The sequence below is a fragment of the Barrientosiimonas humi genome (genome assembly GCF_006716095.1).
Taxonomy (GTDB): Bacteria; Actinomycetota; Actinomycetes; order Actinomycetales; family Dermatophilaceae; genus Barrientosiimonas; species Barrientosiimonas humi.
Map to the genome: position 1 here is coordinate 138,370 of NZ_VFOK01000001.1, position 14,340 is coordinate 152,709.

A 14,340-nucleotide genomic window follows, 5' to 3' on the forward strand; every position below is an offset into this window, starting at 1 on the left:
AAATGCGGAGCGGGCCCCCGGGATTCCGCAGCTTCCCGCTGCATTTCGTGCGCTGGTGAACGAAATGCAGCGGACCCCGGACCCCGGACCCGGTCCGCCCGGGTCCGTCACTTCGCCGGCGCGGCCTCGTGCTCGATGCCCTCGTGCTCGCGCCCCACGCGGAAGCGCAGCAGGGTGAGGGCGCTCAGCACGACGATGATCGTCGAGCCCTCGTGCACGAACACCGCCGGCCCGATGCCCAGCCCCATCAGCGTCACCGGCACCAGGACCGCGACGATCGCGAGGCTGAAGATCAGGTTGCGCCGGATGACCTGGCTGGTCCGCCGGGCCAGCGCGACCGCGAACGGCACGCGCCCGAGGTCGTCCGACATCAGCGCCACGTCGGCGGTCTCGAGGGCGACGGCCGAGCCCGCCGTGCCCATCGCCACCCCGACCGTCGCGCTCGCCATGGCCGGCGCGTCGTTGACGCCGTCGCCGAGCATCGCGGTGCGCGTGCCCGACTGGGTCAGCGCGCCGACCGTGGCGACCTTGTCCTCGGGCATCAGCCCGCCGCGCACCTCGTCCATGCCGACGCTGCGGCCGACCACGTCGGCGACCCGCTGGTGGTCGCCGGAGATCATCACCATGCGCTCGACACCTGCGTCGCGCAGCGACTGCACCACCGGCGCGGACTCGCCGCGCTGGGTGTCCATCAGCCCGAGCACGCCGAGCACCCGGTCGTCGGTCGCGACGACCATGATCGTGCGGCCGCCCTCCTGCAACCGCTGTACGTCCTCGCGCACCCGGGCGGGCAGCTCGTCCCCGACCAGGGCCGGGCTGCCGATCGCGACGCTGCGGCCGTCGAGCACCGCCCGCACGCCCTTGCCGGTCACCGACTGCACGTCCGTCGCCTCCGGGGCGGGGCCCTCCGGGCGCAGGTCGCGGACCACCGCGGCGGCGAGCGGGTGGTCGCTCAGCCGCTCGACGGCGTACGCCGTGGTGCGCAGCTCCTCCTCGGAGACGCCGGGGGCGGCGACGACGTCGGTCACCCGCGGGCGGCCCCAGGTGAGGGTGCCGGTCTTGTCGAAGCAGATGGCCTGCACGCGGCCGAGGTTCTCCAGCGGGCCGCCGCCCTTGACGAGCACGCCGGCGCGGGCCGCGCGGGCGACGCCGGCCAGCACCGCGCTCGGGGTCGCGATGGCGAGGGCGCACGGGCTCGCCGCGACGAGCACGACCATCGCGCGGTAGAAGCTGTCGGCCGTCGGCTCGGTCAGCACGAAGGTGCCGAAGAGGAAGACGCCGATGACGAACAGCACCACGCCGGGGACGTAGAAGATCTGGAAGCGGTCGAGGAACTGCTGCGTCGGCGACTTGTGCGAGTCGGCCTCGCGCACCAGCTGCACGACGCGCGCCAGCGTGGAGTCCTCGGCGCGGCGGGTGACGACGACCTCGATCGCGCCGGGGCCGTTGATCGTGCCGGCGTAGACGGTGCTCGCGGCCTCGACCGTGGCGGGCACCCGCTGCGCCAGCTCGGGGTCGTCGACCGGCCACTTGTCCACCGGCACGCTCTCGCCGGTGACCGACGCCTGGTCGACGGAGGTGGTGCCCGTGAGCACGAAGCCGTCGGCGGCGATCCGCTCGTTGGGCCGGATGACGGCGACGTCGCCGAGCGCCAGCTCCTCGACCGGGACCTCGGTGACGGTCTCGCCGCGGCGCACCCGGGCGACGCGCGGGGTCAGCTCGGCGAGCGCCTCGATGGACGACTTCGCCTTGGCCATCGCGACCTCCTCGAGCGCGTGGCCGAGGCTGAAGAGGAACAGCAGCACGGCGCCCTCGGCGAAGCGGCCGATCGCGGCGGCGCCGACGGCCGCGACGAGCATCAGGAAGTCCACCTCGAAGCGGCCACGACGCACGGTCATGATCGCCTCGCGGAGGGTGAAGAAGCCACCGAAGAAGTAGGTGGCGAGGAAGGCGGCCAGGGCCGGCCCCGGCGCGTCGGCGACGTACTCCAGGAGCATGCCGACGACGTACGTCACGCCGGAGGCGATCGCGAACCACAGCTCGGCGCGCTCGCCGAGGAAGCCGTGGGAGTGGTCGTGGTCGTCGGTCTTGCCGGGTGGTGGTCCGGTCGTCTGCGAGGTGCTGTCGGTGGCGTTCATGAGGCAACAACACATCATGACATTGTGATTTGTCAATGTGTCGGGTCGGGCGAGTGCCGGTCGTTATGCTCCGCGGGTGCCTGGAAAGCCTCGTGCGACCCGACCGCAGCCGCGGATCGCCGCAGCCGACGCCGCGGAGATCGCGCAGCTGATGCAGGCGCTCGCGTCACCGGTGCGGGTGCAGATCCTCGGCGAGCTGCAGCACGGGCCGTCGTCGGTGGGGGAGCTGGCCGAGCTGCTCGACCTCAGCCAGCCGGCGCTGTCGAACCAGCTGCGGCTGCTGCGCAACCTGCGCCTGGTCGCCACCGAGCGGCACGGGCGGCACGTGCACTACTCGCTGCACGACGAGCACGTCGCCGAGCTGCTGACCCAGAGCCTGCGCCACCAGCGGCACGACTGAGGCGTACGCCGGCCGGCCGGTCTCGTGGGCCGGCGCGGCCCGCGAGTCCGGGCGGGCTCAGCCGACGCGCGCCTGGTCCTGCAGCAGCGGACCCACCCGATCGGCCACCCCCGTCGTCGCCGAGGCCACGAGCCCGCCGCTGGTCTGGTGCGGGCGGTAGGGCGTGCCGTCGAGGTGGCGCGCCGCACCGCCGACCTCCGAGACGAGCAGCGTGCCGGGCACGTGGTCCCACGGCATGGTGCCGGAGTAGACGACGTAGTCGGCGCCGCCGGTCGCGAGCTGGGGGTAGTCCACGCCGCAGCACACCCAGGTCAGCTCCAGCGGTGGCAGGCCGGGCAGCGCGGTGCCGACCAGCCGACGTCGCGACGTGACGCCGCGCAGCGGTCCGTCGGCGTCGACGGTGCGGTCGGGGATCCGCCGGCCGTCGGCGTACGCCCCCGCGCCCCGCTCGGCGACGAACGCCCGCTCGTGCGCCGGCTGCCAGATCCAGCCGCGCACCGGCTGCCCGCCGCGCACCTCACCGACCATGACGGCGTGGTCGGGGGAGCCGTGCACGAAGTTCTTGGTGCCGTCGACCGGGTCGACCGTGAACCAGTGGTCCACGTCGGCCAGCCCCTGCAGCAGCGTGGGGTCGGCGCTGGTGGCCTCCTCGCCGACGACCACGGCGTCGGGGTAGGCCTCGCGCAGCCGGCGGGTCAGGATGACCTCGGCCTCGTGGTCGGCGACCGTCACGAGGTCGCCCGGGTTCTTCTCCATCACCTCACCCTCGGCGAGGGCGCGGAACCGGGGCGTCACCACCTCGGCGGCGACCTCGCGCAGCATGGTCAGGACGGCGTCGGTGTCCACGGGCCACCATCATGCCCGGCCACGTCACCGGGCATGAAACCCGGTTACGGTCGTTTGACCCTGATGGATTCGGGTCATGTGCGCGTAACCGGGTTTCATGCGGGGTGGTCCGCCCGCACGGACGTACGCCGGTCACGCCTTGGCCACGATCCGTCGCCGTCCGCCCGTGGTCCCCACGGGCGGGAGTACGTTCACCTGCCGTGCCGGGTGGGCGGCGGAGGGGGCTTCATGGGGACACCGGTGGCCGTGACGGCCGGGTCCGACGACCAGGTCGAGACCAGGTCCGGGCGGCGCAGGTCAGCCCGACGCACCACGCGCCGGTTCCCGTTCGCGCGCCGGGCCGCCCGGGCGCGCCGGCGTCAGCAGGGTGTGCTGCTGGGGGTGGTGGCGGGGCTGGTGGCGTTCGCGGCGCTGCTGCCGCTCATGACCGGGTCGATCGCGCGGACCATGGTCGACAACCGGGTGCGTGACCTGGGGGCGCTGGGCCGCACGGTCGAGGTCCGGGCCCTGCCCGACGGCGGCACGGTCCCCTCCACCGCGAGCCTCGCGCCGCTGCTGGGGCCGCAGTGGGACGGCATCGCGAGCCCGGTCGTCCAGCAGCAGCGCATCACCGCCGTCGCCACGGTCGCGGGCGCCACCGGCAGGGTCACGCTGCTCGGACGCGCGGGCTTCTGCGACCGGGTCCGGGTCACGGCGGGGCGCTGCCCGACGTCGCGGTTCGAGGTGATGGTGCCGGGGGCGCCGGGCAAGACCGGCGGCGTGGCGCCCGGCGACCGCGTCGTGCTCGTCCAGGACAACGGGGTCAACGTCCCCGTCCGGCGGACGCTGCTGGTCACCGGCCTCTTCACGCCGCGCGAGCCGGCCGCGGACTACTGGTCGGCGACGTCCGTCCCCCAGGGCGTGGCGACCCTGGCCGGCGCCGAGGGACGCACCGTGCCGCCGCCCACCTGGCTCACCCCGCTCGCCAGCTTCACCGGCACCGTGCCGCCGCCCGTCGACCGCAACGGGCCACCCCCGCCCGCCGACCGCGAGTCGCCGCGCTCGCTCGGCTGGTCGAACGTGCAGACGACCGCCTTCCGGCAGCTGATCCCGCTCGCGTTCAGCTACGACAAGCTCGACCAGGCGCGCGGCGCCGTCGAGCGCACCCGTTCGCTCGCGAGCGCGGCGCAGCCACCGGTCGACGTCACCGAGAACGTCACCTTCCTCGACGAGGGGGTCCGTGGTGACGTCGAGCAGGTGCAGGTGATCGCGCCGTTGCTGCTGGCTCAGCTGGTGCTGCTGCAGGTGGTGCTGGTGTGGGTGGTGCTGCGGGCGTTGTTGACCCAGCGGCGCACGGAGGTCGCGCTCGTACGTCTGCGCAGCCCGGGTGCGCGGGGCGCCCGACGCCTGGTGCTGGGTGAACTGTTGCCACCGCTGCTGGTCGGCCTCCCGGTGGGCATGGCACTGGCCTATGCGCTCCAGGCGCTGCTCCGCACCATCTGGGTGCCGGGGCCGGCCGGGTGGAGCTGGCCGGCGCTGGCAGCGGGCGCCGCGGCGGCCTCGGTCTGCGTGGTGCTGCTCCTGGTGCTGGTCCGTGGGGTGGTGCGCACGCCGATCAGTGCGTTGTTGCGCACGGTGCCGCCGCGTCAGCGCCGGTGGAGCCTGTCGGCGGTCGAGACGGTGCTGCTGACGCTTGCGGCGGGGATGCTGGTGGCGGTGGCGACCGGAAACCTCACGGGCGCACCGGTATTGGTCACTCCGTTGGTCATCGCGCTGGCGGTGGGGCTGCTGGTCGGCGGGTTGCTGGTGCCGCTGGGCAACCGGGTGGCAGGGCGGTTGCTCGACCGGGGCCGGTTGCCGTCGTTGCTCGCGCTGACCGGGCTGGCGCGGCGTCCTTCGACGCGGCAGCTGATCCTCGCGCTGACGGCGGCGGGTGCGCTGCTGGCCTTCGGGGCCAGCACCCTCGTCCTCGGCCAGGCGAACCGGGTCGCCGCCACGAAGGCCGCCACGGGCGCCCCCGTGCGCATGCTCGCGATCGATGTCCCGGGCCTGGTCGAGCCGCAGAACCTCGTGCGCGTCGTCGACCAGGTCGACCCGCAGCGCCGCCACCTCGCGCCGGTCTACCAAGTGCGTTCCGGCAGCAGCGACGGCCCGGTCACGCTCGTGGGTGAACCAGCGACGATGAGCCGAATCACCAGCAAGGTCAACGGGATCGACCCGTGGGCCGCGCTGAGGGACGCGCCGTCGGGCGACGGTGCCCTCCCCGCCGTGGTCTCGTCCTGGTCGGCGCCCGCGAGCGAGGGGAGCTTCAGCGCCCCGAGCCTGCGGGTGCAGGACGCCGACTACTCCGTCGTCTCCCGGGTGCCGATCATCCCTGGGGCGGGAGAGAACACGGTGATCACGCCGCTGGCGCCCCAGCTGCCGACGGCCGACCGGCGCGACCTCTCGGCCGAGATCTGGAGCGACGGCAGCGACCCGGCGCTGGAGCAGCGCGCCCGCTCGGCGCTGGTCGCCGCCGGCTACACCAGCGTGACCGTGGAGCGGGCGAGCACGACCCAGCGGAGACTCGATGAGTCCGCGTCGGCGTACGGCCTGCAGCTGGGTCTGGTCGTCGCGGCGGGCTCGGTGGTGGTGGCCGTCCTGGTGCTGGTGGCGGTGCTGTCGTCGCAGGCGGCGGGTCGCCGCCGCGATCGTGCTGCGCTGGAGCGGGCGGGCGTCTCGCGCGGGGTGCTCGGTCGCGCGGGGCGTCTCGAGACGGCGCTGACCGTCGCGCCGTTGCTGCTGGGCGGCGCGGTCGGGTGGCTGGGTGCCCGGCTGGCGGCGCCGAGCATCCCGTGGTTCACGCAGCCGCCGCCCTATCGCGTCGAGGGCGTGGTGCCGCCGGTGCTGCCGGCCCTGCTCGCCGTCGGCGCGGGGCTCGTGGTGGTCGCGCTGGCCGCCCTGCTCGGGCCGTCGGGGGCGGTCCCGGCGCTTACGCGCGGGTCACGCCGTGGTCACGAGTCGCCCGGGTCCGCCGGTGCGCCGGCGCGGGCGGGAGTACGTTCACCTGCCGTGCCGCGCGAGCGGTCGGAGGGGGCTCCATGGCGACGCCGGTGACCGTGACCACCGCGACGGGGGACGAGGTCGAGGCCGCACCGTCGCGCCGGCCCGCGCGCCGGTTCGCGTTCGCGCGCCGGGCCGCTCGGGCGCGCCGGCGTCAGCAGGGTGTGCTGCTGGGGGTGGTGGCGGGGCTGGTGGCGTTCGCGGCGCTGCTGCCGCTGATGACCGGGTCGATCGCGCGGACCATGGTCGACAACCGGGTGCGTGACCTGGGGGCGCTGGGCCGCACGGTGGAGGCGCGGACCGGGAGCGGGACCGCGACCACTCCGGTCTCGGAGATCGCGCCGGTGCTCGGCCCGGAGTGGGACGGCATCGCCGGTCCGCCGGTCGGGCAGTACCGCGTGCAGGCCGCCGGCACCATCCCCGGGTCGATGCAGACGATCACCCTGCTCGGCAGGGAGGGCTTCTGCGACCACGTCCGGCTCAGCGCAGGGCGCTGCGCGACGTCGCGGTTCGAGGTGATGATCTCGGGGGCCTCGGCCCGGGCCGGCCGACTGACCGTCGGCGACTCGACCGTCGTCATCCAGATGAGCGGCGCGACCGAGCCCGTGCGGCGCACGCTGCGGGTCGTCGGCGTCTTCGAACCCCGCGCGGGTGACGACTTCTGGCGCGGCATCGACGTGGGCGCGGTCCGCATCTCCCGCGACGTGGCCGGCGAGCCGGTGCAGCTGCACACCTGGCTCACGCCCGCCGCGACGTTCTCCGGCACCGTCCCCCAGGTGCGCGGCCGGTCCGAGGGGCTCCCGCCACCGCTGGACCGGGACTCCCCGGCCTCGGTGGGCTGGGCCGAGATCGAGACCTCGGTCGCCCGCCAGCTGACCCCCGCCGCGTTCACCTACGACAAGCTCGACCAGGCGCGCGCCGCGGTCGCGCGCAGCCAGGCGCTGGCGGGGCAGTCGTCCACCCCGGTCGACATCACCGAGCAGGTCACCACGATCGACCAGGCCGTGCGTGGTGATGTCGAGCAGGTGCAGGTGATCGCGCCGTTGCTGCTGGCTCAGCTGGTGCTGCTGCAGGTGGTGCTGGTGTGGGTGGTGCTGCGCGCTCTGTTGACCCAGCGGCGCACGGAGGTCGCGCTCGTACGTCTGCGCAGCCCGGGTGCGCGCGGCGCCCGGCGCCTGGTGCTGGGTGAGCTGTTGCCGCCCGTGCTGATCGGGCTGCCCGTCGGGCTGCTGCTCGCCTATGCCCTGCAGACCGTCTCGCGGCTGACCTGGCTCCCCGGCCCGGCCGTCTGGAGCTGGACCGCGCTGCTCGTCGCCGTGGCCGCGACGGCGGTGTGCGTGCTGCTCCTGCTCCTGCTCGTGCGTGGGCTGGTGCGCACCCCGATCAGTGCGTTGTTGCGCACGGTGCCGCCGCGTCAGCGCCGGTGGAGCCTGTCGGCGGTCGAGACGGTGCTGCTGACGCTTGCGGCGGGGATGCTGGTGGCGGTGGCGACCGGAAACCTCACGGGCGCACCGGTATTGGTCACTCCGTTGGTCATCGCGCTGGCGGTGGGGCTGCTGGTCGGCGGGTTGCTGGTGCCGCTGGGCAACCGGGTGGCGGGGCGGTTGCTCGACCGGGGCCGGTTGCCGTCGCTGCTCGCGCTGACCGGGCTGGCGCGGCGTCCTTCGACGCGGCAGCTGATCCTCGCCCTGACCGCGGCGGGTGCGCTGCTGGCCTTCGGGGCCAGCACCCTCGTGCTCGGCCAGGCCAACCGGGCCGCGGCGACCAGCGCCCAGACCGGTGCGCCGGTGCGGTTGCTCGCGATCGACGCCAGCGCCACCGTCGACCCGCAGAACCTCGTGCGCGTCGTGGACCAGGTCGACCGCCAGCGACAGCACCTCGCGCCGGTCTTCCGGGTGCGCTCAGGCAGCAGCGACGGCCCGGTCGCACTGCTCGGCGAACCCGGCCCGATGACTCGAATCGCGAGCAAGGTCAACGGGATCGACCCGTGGGCCCGCCTCGGAGACGCATCCTCCGGCAACGCATCGGCCGGCGGCGCCGGGCTGCCGGCCGTGGTCGCCTCGTGGTCTGCCCCGGCCACGGAGGGCGGGTTCACCGCGCCGAGTCTGCGCCAGGCCGACACGGAGTACGTCGTCGCCGCCCAGGTGCCCCTGGTCCCCGGCGGCGAGGCCAACACCTTCGTCACGCCGCTCGCGCCGCAGCTGCGCACGGCCGACCGGCGCGACCTCACGGCCGAGATCTGGAGCGACGGGACCGACCCGGCGCTGGAGCAGCGCGCCACCGCGGCCCTGCGCGGGGCCGGATACAGCGGGGTGACCGTGGAGCGGGCGAGCACGACCCAGCGTCGACTCGATGAGTCCGCGTCGGCGTACGGCCTGCAGCTGGGTCTGGTCGTCGCGGCCGGCTCGGTCGTGGTGGCCGTCCTGGTGCTGGTGGCGGTGCTGTCGTCGCAGGCTGCGGGTCGCCGCCGCGACCGTGCCGCGCTGGAGCGGGCGGGCGTCTCGCGCGGGGTGCTCGGTCGCGCGGGGCGTCTCGAGACGGCGCTGACCGTCGCGCCGTTGCTGCTGGGCGGCGCGGTCGGGTGGCTGGGCGCGCGGCTGGCGGCGCCGAGCATCCCGTGGTTCACCCAGCCCCCGCCGTTCCCCGTCGCCCAGGAGACGCCACCGGTGCTGCCGGCGGTGCTCGCCGTCGGCGCGGGACTCGTGGTGGTCGCGGTCGTCGCCCTCGTCGCGGGGCGCGGGAAGGAGTCGGCATGAGCACCCGTGGGCTCTCGGTGCAGGTCTCGCGCCTGGTGCACATCTATCGCTCGGACGGGCACGACGTCGCGGCGCTGTCGGGCGTCGATCTCGTCGTCGCGGCCGGCAGCACGTTGGCCCTGCTCGGTCCCTCGGGTGCGGGCAAGTCGACCCTGCTGTCGCTCATCGCCGGCATGGACCGTCCGACGGCCGGGACGATCACCGTCGGCGAGCAGCGCACCGACCAGCTCACCGACCTGCAGCTCGACGCGCTGCGCGGTGACCAGGTGTCGCTGGTGCTGCAGGGTGGTGCGCGAAACCTGTTGCCATACCTCACGATTCGCGAGAATCTCGACCTCGCACGTTGGGGCGTGCAGCACGACGCCCCCGACCCGCAGGACCTCGCCGACCTCATGGGCCTCGGTCAGGAGACGCTGGCCCGGCACCCCGTGCAGCTGCGACCCTCGGAGGCCCAGCTCGCGGCCCTGTGCGTCGGCGCGGCGAGCGGTCCGGGGCTGCTGCTGGCCGACGAACCCACCGCATCGGTGGGCACGGACGGTGCCGAGCGGGTGATCGCCGCGCTGCACGAGCTGAACCGGACGCTCGGCACGACGGTGCTCACGGTCACGCACGACCCGGTGCTCGCCGGGGCGATGGAGCGCACCGTCACCATCCGCGACGGCCGGGTGGGGTCGCAGGCGCACGACGGCGTCGAGCTCGCGGTGGTCGCGCCCGACGGGTCGCTGCCGCTGCCCGACGACATCCTCGACGAGCTCCCGGCCGGGAGCCTGCTGCGCATCCAGCGCGACCCCGACACCGAGCGCCCGCGCATCATCGTCGAGCCCTACGAGGCCGCCCAGGAGGAGGTCCGATGATCCGCCTCGACCAGGTCGACGTCGACGCCGACGGCGCCCCCGTGCTGCCGGGGCCGGCGTCGTTCACGGTGCAACCGGGCCGGCTGCTCGGCATCTCCGGTACGTCCGGGGTCGGCAAGACCCTGCTGCTGCGCCTGCTCGCGGGGGAGGCGCAGCCGGACCGCGGAGCCGTCGAGGGCGTACCCGCTGCCGGGGAGGTCGTCTGGATCCCGCAGGACAACCAGCTGGCCACCACCCTCACCGCGCTGGAGAACGTCGCCGTCCCCCTCGTGGCGGCCGGCACGGCCGGGCGCGCGGGGCGGCAGGCCGCGGAGCGCGCGCTCGAGGAGGTGGGGCTCGGGGAGGCGATGGGCCAGCTCGTCGAGGAGCTGTCCGGCGGGCAGCAGCAGCGGGTCGCGATCGCCCGCGCCGTCGCCCACCCCGCGACCTGCCTGCTCGCCGACGAGCCGACCTCCGCGCTCGACGCCGGCAACCGCCGCCGCATGCTGCAGCTGCTGCACGAGCAGTCCCGCGCCGGCCGCGCCGTCGTCGTCACGACCAACGACCCGGAGTCCCTGGAGGGCGTCGCCGACGAGATCGTCGACCTCGACGCCGGCTGAGCCCCCCGCCCCACCAGCGCATGAAACCCGGTTTCATCCGTCTCCCAGCGCATGAAACCCGGTTTCGGTCGTTTGACCCTGATGGATTGGGGTCATATGCGCGTAACCCGGTTTCATGCCCGCTCTGGGGCATGTAACCCGGTTTCATGCGGGGTGGGGAGCGCGAGGGGGCAGGGGCGCCGGGGGCATCAGTCGCGTCAGGTGCGGCGGCTGCGGTAGGCCGCTACCCACGTCGCGGCGTCGAGGTCACGGGGAAGGGCGCCCGGGCGCCGTTGCGCCGCAAGCCGATTCGCCGCCTCACGGGACACTCCCGCGCCGGTGAGGATCTGCGCGAGGTGACGTCCACGCCCGCCGAACACCCGACGTACGAACTCGTGGTAGTCGCGTTGTTCGCTCGCCGGGAGCAGTGGCTCGGGGCGGCGGCGCAGGTGCAGCAGTCCGGCGTCGACGGAGGGCACAGGGCGGAAGGCCGTCGCCGGGATCCGCTGCACCAGGCCGGTGTCGACCCAGGGCCACCACTGCGCGGTGAGCTGGGTGGCGCCACCGACGCCGGCGCGCTTGCGGGCGACCTCCCACTGGGTGATGAGCAGCGCGTGCTGCCAGTGCGTCTCGCGCAGCAGGTGCCGCAGGGCGGGCGTCGTGACGTGGAAGGGGAGGTTGGCGACCAGCGTGCGGGTGCCGGCCGGCGGCGCGTGCCGCAGGATGTCGCCCGCGCCGATGCACACGTGCGGTCCGAGGGCGGCCCGCTCCAGCGCGGCCACGCGCCGGGGGTCGAGCTCGACGACGTGCAGGGGAGCGCCGATGCGGGCCAGTGGGCGGGTGAGCGCGCCGCGGCCGGCGGCCCACTCGACGTACGGCCCGCCGCACTCTCGGGCGAGGGCGACGACGGCGGTGATGGTGCGCCGGTCGACGAGATCGTTCTGGCCGAGCTCGTGCGGGCCGGGTCGATGGTGCTGCCGAGACATGCTGCTGCTCCTTGAGGAGATGGGGGAGCCGGGCAGCGCAACGCGCCGCCCGGCGGTGAGCCGGGGACGGCGCGGAAGGATCGAGTCGAGAACCGCGCCGTCAGAGACGGCGGGTCCGGGTGAACGTGATCGACATGGCAGCGAGGCTAACCCGCCTGGTCGTGGGCTCCTAGGGCTTTTCGGTGGCCTCGGCGCGGGTGCTGAGGCGGCCCAGGATCTCGCCGAGGCGGCGCCGGTCGGTCTCGCTGAGCGTCGCGAGCAGCGGCTGGTCGGCCTGCGCGGCGCGCACCTCGCGCGCGACCTTGGCGCCCTTGTCGGTCACCCGCAGCACCATCGCGCGCCGGTCGGTCGGACTCGGCTCCCGACGTACGAGATCGCCGGACTCCAGCGCGTCGGTCACCTCGGTGGCCGACCGGGGCGCGATGCGCAGCACGTCGGCGAGGTCCTTGAGCCGCATCGGTGCGCCGTCGTCGCACGCCCGGCTGATGGTGAGGAACGCGCGGGCCTGGTGCGGCGTGAGGTCGTAGGGCTCCAGCGCAGCCATGGAGTGGTGGCGCAGCGCGTGCATCACCCGGCGCAGCCGCGACATGAGCTCCTGGTCGGAGGGGAGCGGTGCGGGCATGGGGGAATAGTACCGCCGATGCTGAGGTTCTGTGATGATGAGGTAACCTCAGCAAAAGGACCTCAGGTGGTCTCGATACGGCCTCCGCTAGCGCTCCGGCCTACTCGACCGGCTTGACGGCTCTGCCTGCTCGACCGGCTCGAAGGCCCGGCCACCGTGAACGCAACACCGTGAACCCCGGAAGAAGGGAGTGGTGCCTGTGACGGCGCCCACGACTCACCCCAGCCCACCGACCACCCCGACCGCCGGCCCGCACGGAGGCGGCCACGGAGGCGGCCGCGGCCTCGGTCCCGCCCGCCGCGACCCCCGCGACCGCACCCAGCTGCAGGAGCACCCGGTCAGCCTGCGCCGGATCGCCGGACTGTTCCGGCCGTACCGCGCCCGGCTCGGGCTCGTGCTGCTGCTCATCGTCGCCAGCTCGCTCGTCGGGCTGGCCAACCCGTTCCTCACCAAGCACCTGGTCGACGTGGCCATCCCGCAGCAGGACGTGTCGCTGCTGCTGTGGCTCGTCGGCGCGATGCTCGGCGTCACCGCGCTGACCGCGGCGCTGGGCGTCGTCCAGACCTGGCAGTCGACCGTGATCGGCCAGCAGGTCATGCACCGGCTGCGCACCGAGGTGTTCACCCACCTGCAGCGCATGCCGCTCGGCTTCTTCACCCGCACCCGCGGCGGTGAGGTGCAGTCGCGCCTCACCAACGACGTCAACGGGATGCAGGGGGTCGTCACCGGCACCGCGACCCAGGCGGCTGCCAACCTCACCACCGTCGTCGGCACCGCCGTCGCGATGGTGGCGCTGTCCTGGCGGCTGTCGCTGCTGACCCTGATCGTGCTGCCGCCGGCGATCTACCTGACCCGGCGCGTGGCCCAGATGCGCCGCGACGTCACGAGCCGCGCGCAGCGCACCCTCGCCGACATGCAGACCCAGATCGAGGAGTCGCTGTCGGTCGGTGGCGTGCAGCTGAGCAAGACGCTCGGCGCGGGGGAGCAGCTGTCCGACCGGTTCACCGCGTCGTCGCGCCAACTCACCACCCTCGAGCTGGCCGCCCAGCTCGCCGGCCGCTGGCGGATGGCCTCGATGCAGATCATCTTCGCCGTCGTGCCGGCCCTGATCTACCTCGCCGCCGGGCTGCCCGCGACCAGCGACGGGATGACCATCGGCACCCTCGTCGCGTTCGTCGCCCTGCAGTCGGGGCTGTTCCGTCCGCTCATGGCGCTGCTCAACGTCGGCGTGCAGCTGACCGCCTCGATGGCGCTGTTCAGCCGGGTGTTCGAGTACCTCGACCTCCCGCTCACGCTGCGCGACCCCGACCACCCGGTGCCGCTGGAGCGGGCGCAGGTGCGCGGCCACGTGCGGTTCGAGCAGGTCGGTTTCCGCTACGCCGGGGCCGACCGCGACGCGCTGCACGACGTGACGATCGACGTCCCGGCCGGCGCGCGCGTGGCCCTCGTCGGCGCCACCGGCTCGGGCAAGTCCACCCTCGGGTCGCTGGTCAGCCGCCTCGCCGACCCGACCTCGGGCCGGGTCACCCTCGACGGCACCGACCTGCGCGAGCTGTCCCTCGCCAGCATCAGCGAGGCGGTCGGCGTGGTCAGCCAGGACACCTACCTGCTGCACGCGAGCGTGCGCGACAACCTGCGCTACGCCCGGCCCGACGCCACCGACGCCGAGATCGAGCAGGCCGCCCGCGCCGCGCAGGTGCACGACGTCATCGCGGGCCTGCCGGAGGCGTACGACACCGTCGTCGGCGCGCGCGGCTTCCGGTTCTCCGGTGGTGAGCGGCAGCGCCTGGCGCTGGCCCGCACGATCCTGCGCGACCCCGCGGTGCTCGTGCTCGACGAGGCGACCAGCGCCCTCGACACCCGCACCGAGCAGGCGGTGCAGGCCGCGCTCGACGAGCTGGCCCGCGGGCGTACGACCATCACGATCGCCCACCGGCTGTCCACCGTGCGCGACGCCGACCTCATCGTCGTGCTCGACCACGGCGAGGTCGTCGAGCAGGGCACGCACGACGGGCTGGTCGCCCGCGGCGGGCGCTACGCCGAGCTGGTGGCCGCGCAGTCCGCGGATCGCGGCGGAACCGACCGGGCCCTGGCCGTAGTCTGAGGCCGGACCTGCACGCACCGGTGCGCCGATCGATC

The 14,340-nt window shown here is 74.3% G+C and carries 10 protein-coding genes; 6 read left to right on the forward strand and 4 right to left on the reverse strand.

Annotation, left to right across the window (positions count from 1 at the left end):
* Nucleotides 1-107 precede the first annotated feature (107 nt).
* Nucleotides 108-2,138 (reverse strand): heavy metal translocating P-type ATPase, encoded by a 2,031-nt coding sequence (locus FB554_RS00680; protein ID WP_211344506.1) that lies wholly within the window; start codon nt 2,136-2,138, stop codon nt 108-110.
* A 76-nt stretch (nt 2,139-2,214) separates the two neighbouring features.
* On the opposite strand from FB554_RS00680, the gene FB554_RS00685 reads away from it, so the two are divergent.
* A complete protein-coding gene (locus FB554_RS00685; RefSeq protein ID WP_236022202.1) occupies nt 2,215-2,538 on the forward strand; it encodes an ArsR/SmtB family transcription factor in 324 nt (107 codons plus the stop codon).
* A gap of 57 nt (nt 2,539-2,595) precedes the next feature.
* On the opposite strand, the gene FB554_RS00690 is transcribed toward FB554_RS00685, so the two are convergent.
* Nucleotides 2,596-3,384: an inositol monophosphatase family protein gene (locus FB554_RS00690; RefSeq protein WP_142004179.1), complete on the reverse strand. Its 789-nt coding sequence runs from the start codon at nt 3,382-3,384 to the stop codon at nt 2,596-2,598.
* 228 nt (nt 3,385-3,612) lie between these two features.
* On the opposite strand from FB554_RS00690, the gene FB554_RS00695 reads away from it, so the two are divergent.
* Genes FB554_RS00695 through FB554_RS00710 form a run of 4 tightly spaced genes read left to right on the forward strand, consistent with a single transcriptional unit; the run spans nt 3,613 to nt 10,614 of the window.
* The gene (locus tag FB554_RS00695; RefSeq protein ID WP_142004180.1) at nt 3,613-6,459 is read left to right on the forward strand and encodes a hypothetical protein; all 2,847 of its coding nucleotides are present in this window, start codon (nt 3,613-3,615) and stop codon (nt 6,457-6,459) included.
* Nucleotides 6,444-9,161 (forward strand): hypothetical protein, encoded by a 2,718-nt coding sequence (locus FB554_RS00700; RefSeq protein WP_142004181.1) that lies wholly within the window; start codon nt 6,444-6,446, stop codon nt 9,159-9,161. The genes FB554_RS00695 and FB554_RS00700 overlap by 16 nt, the downstream gene beginning before the upstream one ends.
* The gene (locus tag FB554_RS00705; RefSeq protein WP_142004182.1) at nt 9,158-10,015 is read left to right on the forward strand and encodes an ABC transporter ATP-binding protein; all 858 of its coding nucleotides are present in this window, start codon (nt 9,158-9,160) and stop codon (nt 10,013-10,015) included. The genes FB554_RS00700 and FB554_RS00705 overlap by 4 nt, the downstream gene beginning before the upstream one ends.
* Nucleotides 10,012-10,614 (forward strand): ATP-binding cassette domain-containing protein, encoded by a 603-nt coding sequence (locus FB554_RS00710; RefSeq protein ID WP_142004183.1) that lies wholly within the window; start codon nt 10,012-10,014, stop codon nt 10,612-10,614. Before FB554_RS00705 ends, FB554_RS00710 begins: the two co-directional genes overlap by 4 nt.
* Nucleotides 10,615-10,811: 197 nt before the next feature.
* On the opposite strand, the gene FB554_RS00715 is transcribed toward FB554_RS00710, so the two are convergent.
* A complete protein-coding gene (locus FB554_RS00715; RefSeq protein ID WP_142004184.1) occupies nt 10,812-11,579 on the reverse strand; it encodes a ribosomal RNA small subunit methyltransferase A in 768 nt (255 codons plus the stop codon).
* Between the two features lie 169 nt (nt 11,580-11,748).
* Nucleotides 11,749-12,201, reverse strand: a complete 453-nt coding sequence (locus FB554_RS00720) for a MarR family winged helix-turn-helix transcriptional regulator (RefSeq protein ID WP_211344507.1) — start codon at nt 12,199-12,201, stop codon at nt 11,749-11,751.
* A 199-nt stretch (nt 12,202-12,400) separates the two neighbouring features.
* Here FB554_RS00720 and FB554_RS00725 point away from each other — a divergent pair, with 199 nt between their 5' ends.
* Entirely contained in the window at nt 12,401-14,305 is a 1,905-nt protein-coding gene (locus FB554_RS00725) for an ABC transporter ATP-binding protein (RefSeq protein WP_142007344.1), read from the forward strand.
* Nucleotides 14,306-14,340 lie beyond the last annotated feature (35 nt).

Coding starts and splice junctions, on each gene's coding strand:
- FB554_RS00715 (WP_142004184.1), bottom strand. CDS start 11,579: ATGTCTCGGCAGCACCATCGACCCGGCCCGCACGAGCTCGGCCAGAAC.
- FB554_RS00705 (WP_142004182.1), top strand. CDS start 9,158: ATGAGCACCCGTGGGCTCTCGGTGCAGGTCTCGCGCCTGGTGCACATC.
- FB554_RS00680 (WP_211344506.1), bottom strand. CDS start 2,138: ATGAACGCCACCGACAGCACCTCGCAGACGACCGGACCACCACCCGGC.
- FB554_RS00695 (WP_142004180.1), top strand. CDS start 3,613: ATGGGGACACCGGTGGCCGTGACGGCCGGGTCCGACGACCAGGTCGAG.
- FB554_RS00710 (WP_142004183.1), top strand. CDS start 10,012: ATGATCCGCCTCGACCAGGTCGACGTCGACGCCGACGGCGCCCCCGTG.
- FB554_RS00720 (WP_211344507.1), bottom strand. CDS start 12,201: ATGCCCGCACCGCTCCCCTCCGACCAGGAGCTCATGTCGCGGCTGCGC.
- FB554_RS00700 (WP_142004181.1), top strand. CDS start 6,444: ATGGCGACGCCGGTGACCGTGACCACCGCGACGGGGGACGAGGTCGAG.